Below are 18,780 nucleotides of genomic sequence, written 5' to 3'. Positions count from 1 at the left end.
CACTCGCCAATTCCCTCTGACAGGAGACGGCATGACTGACGTGCAAGACCCCACCACCCCCTCACCCGCCGAGCCCATCACCACGCTGTGGGTCGATGCTGACGCCTGCCCGCGCGCGGCGCGCGACATCCTGGTCCGCGCCGCGGAGCGGACCGCGACCCCCACCTGGTTCGTGGCCAATCATCAGGTACCGCTGCCACGCTCGGTGCATGTCAAGGCGCTGTCCGTCCCTGCCGGTGCCGATGCGGCGGACCAGTTGATCGTCGAGCGCGCCCGGCCCGGCGACATGGTGATCACGTCCGACCTGCCGCTGGCGCTGGAGGCGATCGAGAAAGGCGCCCTGGTGATGACGAGCCGCGGCGAGACACTGGATGCCAACAACATCCGCGCCAAGGTTCAGATGCGCGATTTCATGGAGAGCATGCGTTCCAGCGGCGAACACACCGGCGGCCCCTCCACCTATGGCCAGCGCGAGCAGCGCGACTTCGGCAATGCGCTGGACCGCTGGCTGGCCAAGGCCAGACGAACCAGGCCGTGAAGCCAAACGCCTCGTCCCGGCAGCGATGGCTTCAGTGGTGGCGGCGAATGCCCTGCCCTGTCAGGCGCTCACGATCATGCGGTGCCTCGAGATCCAGCATCGGGCCGAGGGGCACGATACCGGTCGGATTCACCGCCAGCTGACTGCCGTAATAGTGGGTCTTGATCTGCGCGAGATCGCAGGTCTCGGCGACGCCCGGCCACTGGTACAGCTCGCGCAGGTAATTCGAGAGATTGGGATAGTCACTGATGCGGCGCTGATTGCACTTGAAGTGGCCGTGATAGACGACATCGAAGCGCAGCAGCGTGGTGAAGAGGCGGATGTCCGCTTCGGTCAACCACTCACCGACCAGATAGCGCGAGTCGGCCAGACGGCGTTCCAGTGAATCCAGGCAGGCGAACAGCGCGGTGAAGTGACGCTCATAGGCCTGCTGACTGGTGGCAAAACCGGTCTTGTAGACGCCATTGTTGACCTTGTCGTAGATCTCGGCATTGAGAGCGTCGATCTCGCCGCGCAGGTCCTCGGGAGAGAAATCCAGGTCATTGCCGGTCAGCGGATCGAAGGCGTCGTTGAAGATGCGCACCAGGTCAGCGGATTCGTTGTTGACGATGCGCCCCGCCTTGCGATCCCACAGCGCCGGTACGGTGACACGGCCGGTGTAGTGCGGGTCGGTCATGGTGTAGAGCTGATGGTGGTAGCGCACGCCGTTGATCGGATCGCCACTGGAGCCCTCTTCCTCGAGATAGCTCCAGCCATGTTCCAGCATATAGGGGCTGGTGTAGGACATGCCCACGACCGACGTCAGTCCCTTGAGAGAACGCATCACCAGCGCACGGTGGGCCCACGGACAGGCCAGCGAGACATAGAGATGATAGCGCCCGACTTCGGCGGGCACGGCAGACTGACCGTCAGGGCCCTGCTCGGCCGCACCGGGGGGTACGACCCAGTCACGCAGGCTGGCACTCTCGCGCTTGAATTCCCCGCCATTGCTGTCGGTATCGTAACCACGGTTCTGCCAGGTGCCATCGACCAGTAAGCCCATGAGGAAATGTCCTGTCATGCAAGGTGAGGATAGCCATTCAAGGGATCGCAGAGGAGCCATGGTCCCCGCACGCAACGAATGACGCCTCTTTGACAGGTGGTAGCGCCCAGAGGCTTTTCCAATCCCCAGCCGCTTTCTCATGTGGCTCAGGAGTGCTTCACCCCCCTTGAACGCTGTGATGCAGCTGCTCGACCATCGCACGCACGCCAGGGCCGGCGCTGTCGGCATCAGGCAGGTAGAGATGAATGTCGATCTCACGCTCGCCGCCGTTGAGCAAGGGCAAGGGCACGAGTGCCCCCTGGGTCAGCGCCTGCGAGATTCGTGAACGCGGCAGCCAGGCAAAGCCCAGGCCACGCTCGGCGAGATCGACGGACGTCGCCAGATGACTCACCGTCCAGCGCTCCTCTGCCTTCAGCCAGCCGGCATCCATGCCTGTCGAGCGACTGCTGTCGCGCACCACCAGCTGCCGATGCTGTTCGAGATCACGCAGATCCAGCGGCCGTCCCAGCGCATGCAGGGGATGCCTTGGCGCTGCTACCGCCACGAAGGTTTCCCGCACCAGCAGGCTACCAAGCTGCCCTTCCTGTGGCAGCGCGCTGACCAGCAGATCGACCTGGCCGGCATCCCAGAGCTCACTGCCACCCGTCAGGGTGGTTTCGTGCAGCTGTATCCGTACCTGGGGATAGGCCGCGGAGAACCCCTCCAACGCACGGGCCAGCAGGTCCGAGGGAAACAGCTGGTCCACGGCCAGGCTTATCTCGCTCTCCATGCCTTGTGACAGCGCCTGGGCCACATCCTCCAGCGCGCTGGCACTCTCGATCAACTGGCGTGCGCGACGCAGGAGCATCTCGCCGGCCTCGGTCAGGCGCACGTTGCGCCCCACCGGCTCCAGCAACGGCACTCCCAGCAACGCCTCCAGGCGATGCACCGCATGATTGAGCGTGGAGGGGCTCTTGTGCACGGCCTCGGCGGCTCGGGCAAAACTGCCATGATCGACCACGGCGGCCAGCATCTGCCATTGGGCCAGAGTCACTCGAGACGACATCGGACATTCTCCACTGATTTCTTGTTGCCACGCGGGCGCACGAAAGGCGAGACAGGGCGACACGAGCGACGCCACCCTACTGTCCCTCTGGACAATCTTCGCCCCCTTCAGAGATCTCATGTTGCGACGCCAGAGCATCATGTGCCAACACGTTCGCCACTCTGCGTCACAATCCTCTGACAACAGGACGCTATCCTCGTGATGTACGCACTGACTTGCAGAATATTTCGACGAAGTTACAAAATTTAACAGCAAGCAGATATTACTGTGAGAACAGCGTTTCTTAAGCAAAAATGGCGGGATTTTCGACTGTCCTCATAAAACAGACACCGCTAGCACGACCCCTGATGATCAAAACAGGGTTGAATTCCTAATACTGGACATGTGTCCAGCCTATCGAATGCGCAAAAGCTTGGTTAAGGTTCGGATGCGAATCTGTCGTCTTCTGTTCTGTTCACTTCATCACATCATCGGTCAACTATGCTGCGAATCCTTCATTCGCTCCCACGCGTGCACAAGTATCTTCTTTTACCTGTTGCCACAATGGTCACCGTGCTGGGCGCTCACAAGCTTCTTGAAACTCTGGACTCTCAAGAGATCTCACCTGCCTCTCGCCACCTCGCCATCGACCTGGCCAATGCCAGCTCGGAGGTGACGAACGCATTGCCGGTTGCCATCGCGCACGCGCAACAGACGCCTGCTCCGCTGGCCACGGCGAGTCTTGATGCGGGGCATCAGGCACTGAGCGCAGCTGGCGAGGTGCCGCTCTCCGCGCTGACGCCGAGTGAGGTCATCGATGTCGACTTCGACATGCCGGTGATGTTGACCGACGCCAACTACCCTGCCGGTGAAGCTGAGCCCGGCCCGATCGTGGCACTGGCACCTTCTGCCGTGAAGACGGCCGAGGCGGTGATCGCCACCGCGACCGATGAGCAGGCCGGCGGGACCTCCTACGATGATCTGTCCGTCGATCCGGTCGAGCTGGGCGAGAGCCCGACGCTGCAGACCGAACTGGCAGCCAAGGAAGTCTATGTCCCGGAATGGCAGACCTACACCGTGCAGGCGGGCGACACCTTTGCCGTGATGGCGGAGCGTTCTCTGGGGCTCGGCTATCGCGAGACCACCCGCATCATCAAGTCGCTGCCGGACAAGCGTGTGCTGACCCACTGGCGTATCGGTGACAGCCTCGACTACAAGCTCGACGAGGACGGCAACCTGCTGGCGCTGCGCATCATGAAGGATGCGCGTCGCGGCTTCATGGTCAAGCGTGACCCTCAGCAGGATTCCTTCAGCGTCGCCAAGATAGAGAAGGCCACTCAAGCGACCCAGCGTCTGTTCGCCGGTACCGTCAGCGGCAGCTTCTCGCTCTCGGCGGAGGCCACCGGTCTTGGCGTGGCGGATGTCACCCAGCTGACCCAGGTACTGGGCAAGAAGATCGATTTCCGTCGCGATACCCGCAAGGGCGACAAGTTCCAGGTGCTGGTCGAGTCCGACATGATCGATGGCACCAGCACCGACTCGCGCATTCTGGCCGCCCGCTACGAGGGTACCCGCAAGTCATTGACCGTGGTGCGCAATGCCGCCGATGGCCGCTACTACACTCCGGACGGCAAGGGGCTCGACCCGGCCTTCAACCGCTACCCGCTGGCTCACAAGGCGCGCATCAGCTCGCCCTTCAACCTGAGCCGTCGCCATCCGGTCACTGGTCGCATCAGCCCGCACAAGGGCACCGACTTTGCCGTTCGCGTCGGTACACCGGTCCTGTCCACGGCTGATGGCGTGGTCGAACTGGTCGGCAACCACCCGCTGGCGGGCCGCTACCTCGTGCTGCGCATGGACAATGGCTACAAGACCCGCTACCTGCACCTCTCCAGACCTCTGGTCAAGAAAGGCGAGCGCGTGAAGATGGGTGAGAAGATCGCCCTGTCCGGCAATACCGGCCGCTCCACCGGCCCGCACCTTCACTATGAGGTGATGGTCAACAATCGTCAGGTCGATGCCATGCGCGTCCAGCTGCCGAACAACAAGTCGCTGTCCGGCAAGGCGCTGGCCGCCTTCAAGCGTGAGTCACAGAACATGCTGGCCAAGCTGGAAGCCGCCGACAACACCGGCGCCATCGCCAAGGCATCGACGCCGACAGGCTCTGACGAAAGCTGATTCGCGCCATGCCCTGAAACGCAAGAGGCCCTCACCGACGTGAGGGCCTCTTGCGTTTCAGGGCATGGCATCTCCGGATACCCCGGTGATGTCGTTACTTCTTGATACCCTTGTTGGCGGCCTGCTCCAGCAGCTCTTCGGCTTCACTGGACGCCCCCTCCTCGCGCATCCTGGCCACATCCGCATACAGGCAGACGTAAGTGCCGCACGAGGCGCAGAAGACCTTGTCTTCCGGATTGTGCACCTGAGAGACGCGCATCCGCTTGCTACCACAGTCGGGGCACGGCTTGGGGATACGCAGTTCCTCGGATAGATCGGACATGTAACAGCCTCCTGTGCAGTCTCTGGAAGGCATGCATCCACGACGCAAGCCCGGGGAACGGGAAGTGCGCAGGATCCATGCGGTTGTGAAAGACATGGGGGCAGGCATCCTGCTTGCAACCCCATGGCGTGCTTGCCACCGAAGGTCGAGAAGAGCAGCCGTGAGGCGGCTGCCTGCCTCCTGCACACGACTCCCTTCCCGCTCGCGTCGTGTGCCAGGAACGCAAAGCCCCCGGCGTGGGCGGGGGCTTTGCAATGAGCTGGAGACCTCAGGATGCGCGAACTCTCAAGCCGCGCTGATGCGTTCACCGCTGACGATGGCATCCTGACGATTTCTCGCGGAGTGCTCCAGTGGGCGTCGTTGCGCATGGGAGCGGGCACCATCTCGCGTCAGACGAAACTCTTCCTGGAGTGCCATCTCACGCGCTGCCAATCGGAAGTCCCCCATGGAACACAGGACATGACCATTCGGGCATTTCAACAGGTGCTCATCGGGGAGATCACAGGCTGGCCAATGCAATGATTCATTGCACTCGGGGCAGCGAGGACCATTACTGGTCGGGATTGAAGTAGAAAACATGCGCGAACTCCTTTTCGGCGCAAGAGGTGACGTTGTCATGACCAGGCTCTCGATAAGGGGATCATGCAGACATGGCTCAGCATGCGTGCGCATGATGGAGACACGAGGCCGCAGACTCCATTGCACTTTATGTTAGAAATATCAGATTCCTTGCTGATGTCCCGGATATCTCGAGGCATCTCCAGCATGTCTCATCCGCGACAGGGCATCAGACGCGCCTCATCCTGACAGGACAATCTTACAAACGAATAACACTCCCACGGATGATGCAGATCAAGGCTGTCTCGAAACACGCTGATTGCCTTGTCGGATGACACACAAAAAAATCCCGGCCAATGGCCGGGAAAACACTCTCAGGCAGAACAGGACCTGAATCGGGAGGCAACGCTCACCGAGGGGGTCGACCAGGACGCTGGACAGTCGCCAGCGGTATCACGAATTCATGTCGCCTCTGACAAGGCACTTGCTCGGGGCTCCGGCAATGAACGATTGACCGAAAGGATGACGATTGCCGAAGCCTGACTCTCACATCTCACTGACCAGCATGCTGGACGACTGATGAATGCCGCATCACCTGCTGGCTGTCAGTGGGTAGAACATCTCAAGCCTGTGCATCAAGCTGCTTGATCACCTGGTTGGCCATCAAGGCAGGGTCGATGGTGGCACGCTTGCGAGCGCTGGCTTCAAGCCGGTCGCGCAGCATGAACCACACCCCGAGAAATTCGTCGCACTCGGCGCAGCTCACGATGTCGTCATCTGCCGGGCTTTCTCCCAGATTGACGCGATTGCTGCCACAACGTGAACACTCCATGGGAACCTTGCGCACTGCGTTCATCTCGATGCCCTCCGCTGGATCCTTGATGAAAACTCTCACGGCCTTCCTCAATAGATTCGACCGTGACCTGCCAGATCTCGAGCAAGGAAAGGACGAGGGCTTGAAAAGCACGCTGCGGATCTCCATTCCCTCTCTTGGCGAGGCGTTCATCGTTGGCCTCGCTGCGCTCTGACACCCTCAAAGTTAGACACTTGAAAACTGCTGTACAAGTTTTTCTGAGTATCAAAACGTATCTGTATAGCTAACGTACACCCTGAACTTCCCCTCTTGAACTGCGATTACGCAGCGTTGATCCCCCTGCAGATGTCGATCTCACCACTGACGATCGTCACGCCCCGACCGTAACACTTCGCTACAAATTCAGTGATCGTGCAATGAAAACTGCAGGTACAGTGCGGCATTCTCCTCCGCCAGCACGGATGACAGCGCGGTTGGCCGTCGATATTCACTGATGGACACCTCCATGCCTTGCCCTCCTGTTCTGCCGGCAGACCGCCGTAGCCCCGCCAGACGCCGGCATCTCGCTGGCCGAAAAGTGCACCTGATTCGTGACGAGCGCATGAACTACCGTACAAGTTTTTCCACTCCCCCCTTGAAACTTGATCGCGTCATCTGAATCTTAGGAAGCATGGCTGCACGAGATGGCAGCCCGACATCGTCCATGTCCTGATTGGCCCATCACTGCAGCACGCCACGCAGTCGCCGCCGGATTACATCAGGGCAGACGGCAATGAAGAATCGACACGCAAGGAGTACGGCATGAGCAAGATGAACCGCAAACAGATTCTGGGTGCGATCACCGCGACCACTCTGCTGACCACCTCCGGCCTGGCCATGGCCAATCCGCAGGGACTCTACTCCGCTGATGAACTGATGGATGCTGACGTCTATCTGCAGAACAACGACCAGCAAGTCGTGGGCGAAGTGGAAGATGTGCTGCTCGACGACAACATGCAGGTCGCCGCGCTGGTGGTCGAGAGTGATGAAGTGCTGGGCCTTGATGATCAGCAGTACGTGGTCGAGACCGGCAAGTTCACGCTGGAAACCCGTCAGGGTGACGACATCGACAATCTCGAATATCGCATTCATGTGAACATGGATGAGGCTCAGCTCAAGGAACAGCCGCAGTACACCACCGACTGGTGGCAGGACACTCGCAAGAGTGCGGCCGCTGCCTGGGATGAGACCAAGGACACTGCTGCCAGCGCCTGGCAGGACACTCGTCAGGCAACCGCCAATGCCCTGACCTCGGCAGGCAACGCGATCAGCGGTGCCGCCAATGACGCTCAGGATGAGATGGCAGACGAGACTCAGTGATCACCACTGACACCGAAGCGTCTCGCGCCATTCTCGTGACAGTGACATGAAGGATTCGTCGCCGCCCGCAAGGCAGTGACATCAGAGCAGTCCTTTACGACGTTCGAGCCGACGCCCCGTCGCCACCTGGCACGGGGCGTTCTGGTATCTGGCGGAGCGAAGGCGTGCCGGAACGACTGACGTGCTGATGCGAGCCCATGCAACCGAGATCCCCGCCAGCGAAAGGCGACGAGCCACGGAGGAGAGCCGAAAGCGGACAACCATCGATCTGGCGAAACGGGCAGGCACAAAAAAAGCCGCCGATGGCGACCTGGCAGGCGCTACAGAAAAGCGCCTCGGGATGGTGGGCCCAGCAGGACTTGAACCTGCGACCAATCGATTATGAGTCGAGTGCTCTAACCAACTGAGCTATGGGCCCGGACAGCGCCGCTATGATAGCGAAAGCCAAAGCGTCAGGAAAGCCCGAAAACTCAACAACATAGACCTCGCTGGACACGAGCCGCCGTCACCGCCTCCGATCAGCCCCATCCCGCCTGCCACCCTGTCACGAACCCTTGCGCCACTGGCGTGTCCAATGCCTCAATGCGCCGCACAGAGCTCACCCTTCGTAGCGCCCAGCCATCAGGAGTCACCATGTCATTTCCCTTTCTTCGCTGGACCTCTTCCTTCCACAAGCGCCTTCGCGCCCCTATCAAGGCCCTCGCCCTGGCCGTTGCCATGAGTGGTATCGGCATCAGCGTGCCCAGCCAGGCAGCCTGGCAGCTGATCCCGGATGCCAGTGGCGCCACCGCCACGCTGACCGAACAGAAGGCGCAGGGCAATGTCGAGCACGTCCACCACCTGCGTGGGTTGAGCGGCACCGTCGGTGATGACGGCAAGATGAGCATTCCGCTCAGCGTCGGTCAGACCGACCTGCTGGACAAGGTCGGCGAGCTGCCGCCGTGGCTGTCAGGCGTCAGTCAGATGCGTCTCGCCACCCTGACACTGAATCTGGACCCCGTGGCTCTGGCAGCGCTGGAGACAGGCAGGACGACACGCATGCAGGTGCCCTTCACGGCCACCGATGGCAACCGCACTCACCGCGATACCCTGCCCCTGAACGTGACCCGCGAGAGTGCCGACCGCCTGAGCTTCGCCAACGCCGAGCCCATGGCGCTGGACAGTGCGGAAGTCGCCAAGAACCAGGTCGGCAGTACCCTGCTTGGCCTGCTGGGCTATGGCAATCTGGTCGGCGATATTCCCATCACGCTGCAGGGCGAGATGCAGGACCGCTGATCCCCCGACGGCGCCATCCTCCGTCGAGGCGCCCCTCTGCCAAGGACCGCACTCTGACAAAGCCCGCCCTCTGACAAAGACCGCCCTCTGACAAAGACCGCCCTCTGACAAAGACCGCCCTTCGGGGCGGTCTTTGCATGTCTGAGCGCCACCGGAAGCCCCCGGCAGGCCACGTGCACGGCCCACTGACATCAGATAACAAAAATAATTCTCATTCATGGTTCAGAAATGCCAACCCTGTACGTCTTCCCTCAGGAGAGAACGACAAACAAGAAGCATTCGCAAAAACATCATTCAGGATGGAACATCGTCACTCATGAAAGACTCCGCCACGCGACACCCGCATCAATCCCCATTGCTTTCACTGCCACGGCACCCGCTGGCACTGGCGATTGCCCTGAGCCTACCCTTCACCGGGCAGGCCGTGGCGGCCGACCATCGGGATGCTCAGGACGAGCAGCTGGATACCATGACGGTCACCACCACGGCGGCTACCAAGACGCAGACCGGTTACCTGGAAACTCCCCAGGCTGTCTCCACCATCACCCGTGATGACATCGACAAGCGCGCCGCCGAGACGGTGCAGCGTGCCGCGGACTATACGCCGGGCGTGTTCACCAATCAGATCGGTGCTTCCAACCGCTATGACTATCTGGTCCTGCGCGGCTTCTCCGATGGCAGTGTCAGCAACACCTTCCTGGATGGTCTGAAGCTGATGGGTGACTCGGGCTCCTACAGCTCGATGACCATCGACCCCTACTTCCTCGACAGCATCGAAGTCGTCAAGGGGCCGTCCTCCGTCCTCTACGGCCGCTCCTCGCCGGGCGGTCTGGTCGCGATGCAGTCCAAGCGCCCCGAGTTCCAGGACTCCGGCCAGGTGCGCTTCACCGTCGGTGACGACAACGAGCGCAGCGCGGCCTTCGATCTCACCGGCCCGCTGGATGACGAGAAGCGCATCGCCTATCGCCTGACCGGCCTTGCCAGCGCCGAAGACACCCAGGTCGATTCCGTCAGCGAAGAGCGTTATGCCTTCTCGCCGCAGATCACCATGGATGTCACCGACGACACCACCGTCACCCTGATGGGCTACTTCCAGAAGGACCCGGAAGGCGGCTACCACTCAGGCCTCCCCTACGAGGGCACGGTGGTGAGCCACGACGGCATCAAGCTCGGCAACGACTTCTACGAAGGCGACGAGGACTACGAGGAATTCGATCGCACCGAACGCATGCTCGGCTATGACTTCGAGCATCGCTTCAATGACGATGTCACCGCGCGCCAGAAATTCCGCTACCTGCGTTCCGACGTGGATCTCGAGCAGGTCTACGCCTATGGCTGGGCCTCGGATACCGAGCTGACCCGCTACTACTCCGGTGGCGAGGAAAGCCTGCGTGCCTGGACGGTCGACAACCAGCTGGAGACCCGCTTCTCCACCGGCGACATCGATCACACCCTGCTGTTCGGTGCCGATTATCAGACCCGCACCAATGACGTGGACTGGGAATACGGGACCGCCAGCTCGCTGGACGTCACCAGCAGCAGCGATGCCGATGTCTCCATCTATGCCACCGAGAACCAGAAGCGTGAACTGGATCAGACCGGTGTCTACCTGCAGGATCAGCTCAGCTGGGGCCGCTGGAACCTGGCCGCCGGCCTGCGTCAGGACTGGGTCAACATCAAGAATACCGATCGCGACTACAACACCAGCAGTGAGCTGAACGACAACGAGATGAGCGGCCGTATCGGCCTGATCTACGGCTTCGACAACGGCATCTCGCCCTACGTCAGCTACTCCACGTCCTTCTCGCCGAACTCCTACACCGACGAGGATGGCGACCTGCTCGACCCGACCACCGGCAAGCAGGTGGAAGTCGGCATGAAGTACCAGCCCAACGGCACGCGTGATCAGTACAGCGTCTCGCTGTTCCGCATCAATCAGGAAAACGTCGCCTCCAAGGACCCGGAAGACAGCTACTACACGTCCTACGGCGAGATCGAGTCCCAGGGCCTGGAGCTGGAAGCCCGCACCCAGCTGACCCGCGACTTCGCGCTGCAGGCCGGTTACAGCTACACCGACGTGACCTATGCCAAGGCGGAAGATGGCACCGAAGGCAACGATGCCAATCAGGTGCCGAAGCACCAGGTCAGCGTCTGGGGTGACTACGCCTTCAACGAGGGCCCTCTGACCGGCCTGAATGCCGGCCTTGGCGTGCGTTACTACGCCGACATGTGGGCGGATTCCGAGAACACCGAGAAGGTCCCGAACTACGCACTCGTCGATGCCCTGGTCGGCTACGACCTGAGCCAGGTCGGCTGGAGCGGCACCAGCGTGCAGCTCAACGTCAGCAACCTGTTCGACAAGGAATACATCGCGTCCTGCTACAGCACCAGCTTCTGCTACTACGGTGCCGAGCGCAGCGTGACCGCGACACTGACCTATGATTTCTGATTCCGACACGTCCGCCGTCCGTCGATTCTGAATCGACCCGCATGACCCGCCGGCGGCAAGGATGTCGCCGGCACCATCGCCCTGAACCACTCATCATCTGATACCTCTGGCGTGTGCCGCACATGACATCGAGATTGCCCGACACAGGGGCGCTCGGTGACGACTCACTCTCTGCCGATGCCCACGGCAGGCGTGACTGACCGCGCCAACCGCTTTGCCAACAGCTTCACCAACAACAACGACCGCATCACGCGGCACTTGATGAATGTCCTGACTGGTCCTCGCACCTGTGCCACCTGCCCTGGCTGGCTGCGAGTCTCTTCCAAGTCTTTATCTGCGAACATTCGCATAAGGTTATGTAATGCACAGCCTTCATGATTCCGCCGCCACCTATGGCGCGGCTGCAGGATCCCCCGCGTCTGCCCCCCAGGCCGCTGCCGCCGCGAGCTCCCTGTCCCGCTCGCCCAGCGCCGCCCTGTTCTCACCTGCCAACATGGATGCCTGGCAGGCCGGCATGCAACGCATCAGCAGTCTGGTCGCCGAACAGCTCGAGAACGTTCAGCAACCCTTCAGCGGCATCACCCCGGAAGCCCTGCGCCCGGCCTTTGCCGAGCTGGATCTCGAGACGCCCCTCGAGAATTTGGAAGCGGGCCTGGAGGAGCTCCAGTCGCTCTACCTGAAGGATGCCGTCTATTTCCATCACCCGCGCTACATCGCACACCTCAACTGCCCGGTCGTGCTGCCGGGTGTCTGGGCGGAAAGCCTGCTCGGCGCGATCAATTCCTCCCTCGACACCTGGGATCAGAGCGCCGGCGGCACCCTGATCGAGCAGCGCCTGATCGACTGGACCACCGAACGTCTGGGCCTGGGTCCGACCGCGGACGGCATCTTCACCAGCGGCGGCACCCAATCCAACCTGATGGCGCTGCTGCTGGCGCGTGACGCGGTCTGCGAGAAGCTGCCCAACCACCCCGGCAACCAGACCCACGGCCTGCCGCCGGAAGCCGGGCGCCTGCGCGTCTTCGCCTCCGGCATCAGCCATTTCAGCCTGCAGAAGGCCTGTGCCCTGCTCGGCCTCGGCCACAACGCCGTCATCCCCGTCGCCGTGGATGAGCGTCGCCGCATGGACCCGATAGCCCTGCGTGAGGCGCTGGACAAGGCGCGCGCGGAAGGCCTGATTCCGATGGCCGTGGTCGGGACCGCCGGTACCACCGACTTCGGCAGCATCGACCCGCTGCAGGCCATCGGCCGTGAATGCCATGCACGTGGCATCTGGTTCCACGTCGATGGCGCCTACGGCGGCGGTCTGATCACCTCGCGTCGTCACGGTCACTGGCTCAAGGGCGTCGAGATGGCGGACTCCGTCACCATCGATTACCACAAGACCTTCTTCCAGCCGGTCAGCTGCAGCGCCTGCGTGGTGCGTGATCGCACCCAGCTGCGCCACGTCACCTATCACGCCGACTACCTCAACCCGGAACTCCAGGCCCGCGAGGGCACACCGGATCAGGTCAACAAGAGCCTGCAGACCACGCGGCGCTTCGATGCGCTCAAGCTGTGGCTGACGCTGCGCCTGATGGGCGCCGATGCCCTCGGCGACATGCTCGATTGCGTGATCGACCTCACTCGCGAGGGCCATCAGCTGCTCGCGGCGGCACCGGACATCGATGTCGTCCAGGCCCCGGAGCTCAGCACCCTGGTGTTCCGCTTCCATGACGCCAACGAAGACACCCTCAGCGATGCACAGTGGGACGCCCTCAATCGCGAGATCCGCAAGCGCCTGTCGCGCAGCGGGGAAGCCATCGTCGCCGCCACCAAGGTCTCCGGCCGTCAGTATCTGAAGTTCACGCTGCTCAACCCGGACACCACCCGCGACGACATCGCCGCGGTGGTCGAGCTGATCCGCCAGCATGGTCAGGCGCTGGTCAAGGCGCATCATCTCGCCGTCAGCACCACGGCCCAGGCAAGCCACGCCGCAGCACTGGCCGATGCCCCCGCCGCCAGCCGTCGCAGCCACACCACAGAAGCAAAGGAAAGCCGTCATGCATGACACCTCGACTCCTCACGTCACCGACACAGCTGAAACGCGCAATGAGGTGCTCGACTTCGTCGCCATCGGCATCGGCCCCTTCAACCTGAGCCTTGCCTGTCTGAGCGAGCCGCTGGAGGACGTGAACGGCGTCTTCCTGGAGCGCAAGGCCGAGTTCGACTGGCACCCGGGCATGCTGCTGGAAGACGCCAGCATGCAGACGCCCTTCATGGCGGACATGGTCTCGCTGGCCGACCCGACCAGCCACTTCAGCTTCCTCAATTACCTGAAGCTGCATGACAAGCTCTACAACTTCTACATCCGCGAAGACTTCTTCCTGCTGCGCCGCGAGTACAACCAGTACTGCCAGTGGGCGGCGCGCGAGCTGACCAGCCTGCGTTTCGATCACGAGGTCCAGGACATCCAGCATGTCGGCGACATCTATGTGGTGCGCGGCACTCGCCCCAGCACCGGCGAGGCCTTCACCTATCGCGCACGCAAGCTGGTGCTGGGCACCGGCACCCAACCGTATCTGCCCGGCGCTGCCGATGCGGTACGCGGCGAGGTGCCGGTGGCGGGCAGCCGCGTGTGCCACAACGCCCACTACCTGGCGCGCAAGGACGAACTGACGTCCCAGCCGGCCATCACCATCATCGGCTCCGGTCAGAGCGCCGCCGAGATCTATCTCGACCTGCTGCGCGAGATCGACCAGCACGCCTACCAGCTCAACTGGATCACGCGCTCGCCGCGCTTCTTCCCGCTGGAATACGGCAAGCTGACGCTGGAGATGACGTCACCGGATTACATCGACTACTTCCATGCCCTGCCGCGCGAACAGCGCAACACCCTGCTGGCGACCCAGAAGGGCCTCTACAAGGGCATCAATCTCGAACTGATCAACGAGATCTACGACACCCTCTACGCCAAGCAGCTGCAGGGCGTGGTGCCCACCACCCTGATGACCAATACCGAGCTGACCTCGCTGACTCGCGAGAGCGCCGATGGCGACTTCAGCCTGGGGCTCTATCAGCGCGAACAGCAGCAGGCATGGCGCCACGAGACCAGTGCCGTGGTACTGGCCACCGGCTATCACTACGTCGCCCCGCCCTTCTTGAAGAGCATCGAATCACGCATCCGTCGTGACGCCGAAGGCCGCTACGCCGTCGGGCGCTTCTACGCCGTCGACGCGCAGAGCACCGCAGACGCCGAAGGCAATGAAGGTGACCAGTCGCCCTTTGCCGGCGAGATCTTCGTCCAGAACGCCGAGCTGCATACCCACTCGCTGGCCGCCCCGGACCTGGGCATGGCCTGCTACCGCAACAGCTGCATCCTGCGCGCCATCACCGGGCGTGAGGTCTATCCCATCGAGCGACGCATCGCCTTCCAGAGCTTCGGCGCCCCGGGCGTTGAAAAGGGCAACGGCAACGGCTTCACGCCTCTGCCCGCCGCCCATCTGGCCTACGGCGAGACCGACCTGCATGCCAGTGCAGCCAGCGAAAAGACCGCCTCGTCCAGCACCGCCCCCACCGAGTCCTCACGCGCAGCGCAATACCGGGAGACCACCGCATGAACATGCCCGTCGACATCACCACCACCCGTGCCAACGCCCACAGCGCCGCGACCCCGGCCCAGCAGATCTTCGGCGAGACATCACTGGACACCTCCCCGGCACTCGACCTGCTAAGCCCGGTACCCGGCACACGTTTCACGCGCCGCTCGGTGGAACTCGAACAGGCCCAGGCGCGCCTGCGCAAGCCGCAGGATGACAGCACGCCGGAGCGAGCGGAATTCGCGCTGCGCCCGCTGGATCTCGCCGCCGACATGGCGCTGGTGGACGAGTGGACCAGTGGCGCGCGCGCCAGCTTCTGGGGCATGAGCGAAGACCTGCTCACCACCAAGCACGATTTCTATCAGGGCCTGGAAGACAGTCGCCACGCCCAGGGCTGGCTCGGTCTCTACAACGACCAGCCGGCGTTTCTGGTCGAGCTGTATGACCCGGCACACGACCCGCTCGGCAAGCATTACGCCGTGCAGCCAGGCGACTTCGGCATTCACTTCCTCATCGCGCCGCGCAGCGATGACCAGGCCCCCATCAGCGGCTTCTCGCGTGCGGTGATCGAATCGATCATGGCGATGATCTTCGCCGGCCAGTTCCGTGACGAGCACGCCGCAGATACCGGTGAGGCAGTCCGCCCGGTCACTCGCGTGGTGGTCGAACCCGACAGCCGCAATACCGCCATTCACCCGCTGAATGCCGCCGTCGGCTTCGTCGATCACGGCCCGCTGGATCTCGACGGCAAGCCCGCGCGTCTGTGCTTCTGCACCCCGCAGGACTTCCGCGCCGCCCTGGCGAGCCGCAGCCCGCGACTGGATACCGCCGTCACTGCTAATCCGGCGGCGGCCGGTCAGCATCTCACCGGGCCGGACTGGCAACAGGCCAATCGCCTGCTGGTGCGCAAGGCGCTGGCCGAATTCAGCCATGAGCGCCTGATCCACCCGCAGTGTGCCGACGAGACCAACGCCCGCATCACGGATGGCTGGCATCATTACCGCCTGTCGCTGTCTGCCCCGGCGAGCGACAAGGCCCCCGTCAGTCGTCGTGCGGTGGAATATCGCTTCGTGGCGCGCCGCTTCCAGCTCGATCACTGGTTGATCGACGCGGCCTCTCTTCAGCGTCTGGATGCCAATGGCGAGGCCCTGCCGCTGGATGCCCGCGAGCTGATTCTGGAGCTCAACGACGTGCTGGAGATTCCGCCGCGCCTGCTGCCGGTCTATCTCGAGGAAGTCAGCGCCACGCTCGCTTCCAGCGCCTGGAAGATGCAGCGCGCCGTGCGCGAGAATCAATCCGCCCGCGTGCTGGCCGGTGCCTCCTTCCAGACCCTGGAATCGGCGATGAGTGAAGGTCACCCGTGCTTTGTCGCCAACAATGGCCGCATGGGCTTCGATGCGCTGGACTATCGCGCCTACGCGCCGGAGGCCGCACAGCCCTTCGCGCTGGTGTGGATCGCCGTGCATCGCGACAACGCGCATTACTCCGGCGTGGATGGTCTCGATCCGCGCCGTCTCCTGGAAGAGGAACTGGGTCACGCCGAACTGGCCCGCCTGGAGCATCAGCTGACGGCCAAGGGCCTCGATGCCGCCGATTACCTGATGATGCCGGTGCACCCGTGGCAGTGGAATCACAAGCTGGCGATCACCTTCGCCGCCGAGATCTCAAGCCAGCGCATCGTGTGCCTGGGCCTTGGCGAGGACCGCTACCAGGCCCAGCAGTCGATCCGCACGCTCTACAACCGCAACCAGCCGGGCCGCCGCTACGTGAAGGTCGCGCTGTCGATCCTCAACATGGGCTTCATGCGCGGTCTGTCGCCCTATTACATGCGCGCCACGCCGGCCATCAACCAGTGGCTGCAGGGGCTGATCGACTCCGACCCGTCCTTCGAGACATGGGGCTTCCGCCTGCTGCGTGAAGTCGCCGCCATCGGCTATCGCGATGACGTGCTGGAAGATGCCGACCCGGCGGCCGTCGGCTATCGCAAGATGCTGGCCAGCCTGTGGCGCGAGAGCCCGGAAGACGTCAAGGACGAGGGCGAGCGCCTGATGACCATGGCCGCGCTGCTGCACGTCGACAACGACGAGAAGGCACTGCTGCCTGCGCTGATCGAGCGCTCCGGCATCGGCGCCGAAGCGTGGATCGACAAGTGGCTGACGGCCTACATGACGCCGCTGCTGCACTGCTACTTCAAGCATGATCTGGTGTTCATGCCCCACGGCGAGAACCTGATCATGCGCCTGCGCGATGGCGTGCCGTGTGGTGCACTGATGAAGGACATCGCCGAAGAGGCCGCGCTGTTCGCCACCGACGAGACCCGTGCCCTGGAATTGCCAGCAGGCGTCGAGCGTCTGGTGGTCGAGGTGCCGGAACCGATCCGCATCCTGTCGCTGCTCACCGATATCTTCGACTGCATCTTCCGCTTCGCGGTACCGCTGCTGGTGCGCGAGCAGGTGATGACGGAAGACGCCTTCTGGTCACGCGTCGCGGCCTGCATCCATGACTACCAGGATGCGCACCCGGAGATGGCCGACAAGTTCGCGCGTCACGACCTGTTCGCGCCACGCTTCACGCTGTCGTGCCTCAACCGACTGCAGCTGCGCAACAACCAGCAGATGGTCGACCTCACCGACCCCTCCGGTGCCTTGCAACTCAAGGGAGAGCTGGACAACCCCATCGCCGCCTTCGCCCGCCACTGACGGCGTCGCGCCTCCCGGATCATCTCGCTGAACGTGATCCGGGAGGCCGGCCCCCTCCGCGCAAGTCCCACCTTGCGCGTCTGACCGCCTCCGAATGCTTCGCAGGCGGTCAGACGCGTGCCTGCCAGACAGACATTGATAATGATTCGCAACACCAATATGATTGAGCGCCCCATCACGCCAATCCTCATTGCGAGCCGTGGATGTCCTCTTTCTTCTGCGCATTCCAAGCACTGACAGAAGCCCGCTCAGATGAGGGCGCTGACCTGCAGACGCAACGGCCCCCCTGCGATTCGCCGGCACGGGCTGCCTGCCCGGTGGCTGACGCCCGGACGGACACCAGCGCGGTGGCCGAGGATGAGCTGGCGTCGCTGGACGCACTGTTTGCCCGCTATCACCAGGAGCTGATCGGATTCCTGACCCGTCAGCTGGCCTCGCATGATCTGGCGGAAGACATGTGCCATGACGTCTATCTGCGCCTCAGGATGACAGGGGAGCCGCCGCGCAATCCGCGCGCCTGGCTGTATCGGATCGCACGCAATCTGATCATCGATCATCACCGCCACCAGTCGCGCGCCCCGGTCTTCGAGGAAATGGAGGACGACGACGAGCGTCTCTCGGCGACACGCCTGGACCCCGAGCGCTGTCTCGCGCGGCGCCAGAAGCTTCAGGTGATCCAGCAGGCGCTCGCCGAGCAGCCCCACCATCTTCGTCAGTCACTCCTCTGGTATCGACTGGAAGGCGTGACCAAGCGTGAGATCGGCGAGCGTCTGGGGGTCTCGGAGCGCATGGCAGGCCGCTATGTCCAGCAGGCGCAACGCCATTGTGCGGATCGACTGACGGCCGCCGGCTGCTTTCGCGGTGAGCGGGCCGACAACAGGACGCGCGCTGGCGACATCCCCGGGTCTTCATCATGATTTCCACCTTCAAGCACCGCCTCGAAT

General features: G+C 62.8%; 15 protein-coding genes and 1 tRNA gene. 10 read left to right on the top strand and 6 right to left on the bottom strand.

Annotated features, from left to right (window positions below):
• Positions 1 to 31 precede the first annotated feature (31 nt).
• The gene (locus OW493_RS04770) at positions 32 to 538 is read left to right on the top strand and encodes a YaiI/YqxD family protein (RefSeq protein WP_191236568.1); all 507 of its coding nucleotides are present in this window, start codon (positions 32 to 34) and stop codon (positions 536 to 538) included.
• A gap of 31 nt (positions 539 to 569) precedes the next feature.
• Here the strand turns inward: OW493_RS04770 and OW493_RS04765 are convergent, their stop codons facing one another.
• Together OW493_RS04765 and OW493_RS04760 are read right to left on the bottom strand one after the other, a co-directional pair.
• Entirely contained in the window at positions 570 to 1,580 is a 1,011-nt protein-coding gene (locus OW493_RS04765; RefSeq protein WP_289863392.1) for a glutathione S-transferase family protein, read from the bottom strand.
• Positions 1,581 to 1,737: 157 nt separating this feature from the next.
• Positions 1,738 to 2,625 carry a LysR family transcriptional regulator gene (locus OW493_RS04760; RefSeq protein WP_077379163.1) on the bottom strand — a complete coding sequence of 296 codons (888 nt, stop codon included), beginning with the start codon at positions 2,623 to 2,625 and terminating at the stop codon, positions 1,738 to 1,740.
• Positions 2,626 to 3,168: 543 nt separating this feature from the next.
• Between OW493_RS04760 and OW493_RS04755 the strand changes: the two genes are divergently transcribed.
• The gene (locus OW493_RS04755) at positions 3,169 to 4,782 is read left to right on the top strand and encodes a peptidoglycan DD-metalloendopeptidase family protein (RefSeq protein WP_240704272.1); all 1,614 of its coding nucleotides are present in this window, start codon (positions 3,169 to 3,171) and stop codon (positions 4,780 to 4,782) included.
• Between the two features lie 94 nt (positions 4,783 to 4,876).
• Here the strand turns inward: OW493_RS04755 and OW493_RS04750 are convergent, their stop codons facing one another.
• The 3 genes from OW493_RS04750 to OW493_RS04740 all read right to left on the bottom strand — a co-directional run bounded on the left by OW493_RS04750 (position 4,877) and on the right by OW493_RS04740 (position 6,518).
• The gene (locus OW493_RS04750; RefSeq protein WP_077379159.1) at positions 4,877 to 5,104 is read right to left on the bottom strand and encodes a hypothetical protein; all 228 of its coding nucleotides are present in this window, start codon (positions 5,102 to 5,104) and stop codon (positions 4,877 to 4,879) included.
• 285 nt (positions 5,105 to 5,389) lie between these two features.
• Positions 5,390 to 5,683 (bottom strand): hypothetical protein, encoded by a 294-nt coding sequence (locus OW493_RS04745; RefSeq protein ID WP_136939025.1) that lies wholly within the window; start codon positions 5,681 to 5,683, stop codon positions 5,390 to 5,392.
• 601 nt (positions 5,684 to 6,284) lie between these two features.
• On the bottom strand, positions 6,285 to 6,518 hold the full coding sequence (locus tag OW493_RS04740; RefSeq protein WP_065392415.1) for a hypothetical protein: 234 nt from the start codon (positions 6,516 to 6,518) through the stop codon (positions 6,285 to 6,287).
• A 25-nt stretch (positions 6,519 to 6,543) separates the two neighbouring features.
• On the opposite strand from OW493_RS04740, the gene OW493_RS04735 reads away from it, so the two are divergent.
• Both OW493_RS04735 and OW493_RS04730 read left to right on the top strand, forming a co-directional pair.
• The gene (locus OW493_RS04735) at positions 6,544 to 6,690 is read left to right on the top strand and encodes a hypothetical protein (RefSeq protein ID WP_157109499.1); all 147 of its coding nucleotides are present in this window, start codon (positions 6,544 to 6,546) and stop codon (positions 6,688 to 6,690) included.
• 587 nt (positions 6,691 to 7,277) lie between these two features.
• Positions 7,278 to 7,835: a PRC-barrel domain-containing protein gene (locus OW493_RS04730; protein ID WP_289863391.1), complete on the top strand. Its 558-nt coding sequence runs from the start codon at positions 7,278 to 7,280 to the stop codon at positions 7,833 to 7,835.
• Between the two features lie 341 nt (positions 7,836 to 8,176).
• On the opposite strand, the gene OW493_RS04725 is transcribed toward OW493_RS04730, so the two are convergent.
• Positions 8,177 to 8,253, bottom strand: a tRNA-Ile gene (locus OW493_RS04725).
• 215 nt (positions 8,254 to 8,468) lie between these two features.
• On the opposite strand from OW493_RS04725, the gene OW493_RS04720 reads away from it, so the two are divergent.
• The 6 genes from OW493_RS04720 to OW493_RS04695 all read left to right on the top strand — a co-directional run bounded on the left by OW493_RS04720 (position 8,469) and on the right by OW493_RS04695 (position 18,753).
• Positions 8,469 to 9,110 (top strand): hypothetical protein, encoded by a 642-nt coding sequence (locus OW493_RS04720; RefSeq protein ID WP_136939026.1) that lies wholly within the window; start codon positions 8,469 to 8,471, stop codon positions 9,108 to 9,110.
• Between the two features lie 316 nt (positions 9,111 to 9,426).
• A complete protein-coding gene (locus tag OW493_RS04715; protein WP_136939027.1) occupies positions 9,427 to 11,559 on the top strand; it encodes a TonB-dependent siderophore receptor in 2,133 nt (710 codons plus the stop codon).
• A 361-nt stretch (positions 11,560 to 11,920) separates the two neighbouring features.
• Complete coding sequence (locus OW493_RS04710) at positions 11,921 to 13,609, top strand: aspartate aminotransferase family protein (protein WP_077379149.1); 1,689 nt, start codon at positions 11,921 to 11,923, stop codon at positions 13,607 to 13,609.
• Entirely contained in the window at positions 13,602 to 15,158 is a 1,557-nt protein-coding gene (locus OW493_RS04705; RefSeq protein WP_289863390.1) for a SidA/IucD/PvdA family monooxygenase, read from the top strand. Before OW493_RS04710 ends, OW493_RS04705 begins: the two co-directional genes overlap by 8 nt.
• On the top strand, positions 15,155 to 17,836 hold the full coding sequence (locus OW493_RS04700; RefSeq protein ID WP_289863389.1) for a GNAT family N-acetyltransferase: 2,682 nt from the start codon (positions 15,155 to 15,157) through the stop codon (positions 17,834 to 17,836). The genes OW493_RS04705 and OW493_RS04700 overlap by 4 nt, the downstream gene beginning before the upstream one ends.
• 317 nt (positions 17,837 to 18,153) lie before the next feature.
• The gene (locus OW493_RS04695; protein WP_240499599.1) at positions 18,154 to 18,753 is read left to right on the top strand and encodes a sigma-70 family RNA polymerase sigma factor; all 600 of its coding nucleotides are present in this window, start codon (positions 18,154 to 18,156) and stop codon (positions 18,751 to 18,753) included.
• Positions 18,754 to 18,780: the final 27 nt, after the last annotated feature.

The sequence above is a fragment of the Cobetia sp. 14N.309.X.WAT.E.A4 genome, assembly GCF_030397495.1.
In the GTDB taxonomy this organism is placed as follows: domain Bacteria; phylum Pseudomonadota; class Gammaproteobacteria; order Pseudomonadales; family Halomonadaceae; genus Cobetia; species Cobetia marina.
This window is presented reverse-complemented; position numbering and strand designations above follow the sequence as displayed.

Bases quoted from the DNA above. Each gene is read 5' to 3' on its own strand.
- OW493_RS04750 (WP_077379159.1), bottom strand. From the start codon at position 5,104: ATGTCCGATCTATCCGAGGAACTGCGTATCCCCAAGCCGTGCCCCGAC.
- OW493_RS04740 (WP_065392415.1), bottom strand. From the start codon at position 6,518: ATGAACGCAGTGCGCAAGGTTCCCATGGAGTGTTCACGTTGTGGCAGC.
- OW493_RS04735 (WP_157109499.1), top strand. From the start codon at position 6,544: ATGAAAACTCTCACGGCCTTCCTCAATAGATTCGACCGTGACCTGCCA.
- OW493_RS04720 (WP_136939026.1), top strand. From the start codon at position 8,469: ATGTCATTTCCCTTTCTTCGCTGGACCTCTTCCTTCCACAAGCGCCTT.
- OW493_RS04715 (WP_136939027.1), top strand. From the start codon at position 9,427: ATGAAAGACTCCGCCACGCGACACCCGCATCAATCCCCATTGCTTTCA.
- OW493_RS04700 (WP_289863389.1), top strand. From the start codon at position 15,155: ATGAACATGCCCGTCGACATCACCACCACCCGTGCCAACGCCCACAGC.
- OW493_RS04705 (WP_289863390.1), top strand. From the start codon at position 13,602: ATGCATGACACCTCGACTCCTCACGTCACCGACACAGCTGAAACGCGC.
- OW493_RS04710 (WP_077379149.1), top strand. From the start codon at position 11,921: ATGCACAGCCTTCATGATTCCGCCGCCACCTATGGCGCGGCTGCAGGA.
- OW493_RS04760 (WP_077379163.1), bottom strand. From the start codon at position 2,625: ATGTCGTCTCGAGTGACTCTGGCCCAATGGCAGATGCTGGCCGCCGTG.
- OW493_RS04745 (WP_136939025.1), bottom strand. From the start codon at position 5,683: ATGTTTTCTACTTCAATCCCGACCAGTAATGGTCCTCGCTGCCCCGAG.
- OW493_RS04755 (WP_240704272.1), top strand. From the start codon at position 3,169: ATGGTCACCGTGCTGGGCGCTCACAAGCTTCTTGAAACTCTGGACTCT.
- OW493_RS04730 (WP_289863391.1), top strand. From the start codon at position 7,278: ATGAGCAAGATGAACCGCAAACAGATTCTGGGTGCGATCACCGCGACC.
- OW493_RS04770 (WP_191236568.1), top strand. From the start codon at position 32: ATGACTGACGTGCAAGACCCCACCACCCCCTCACCCGCCGAGCCCATC.
- OW493_RS04765 (WP_289863392.1), bottom strand. From the start codon at position 1,580: ATGGGCTTACTGGTCGATGGCACCTGGCAGAACCGTGGTTACGATACC.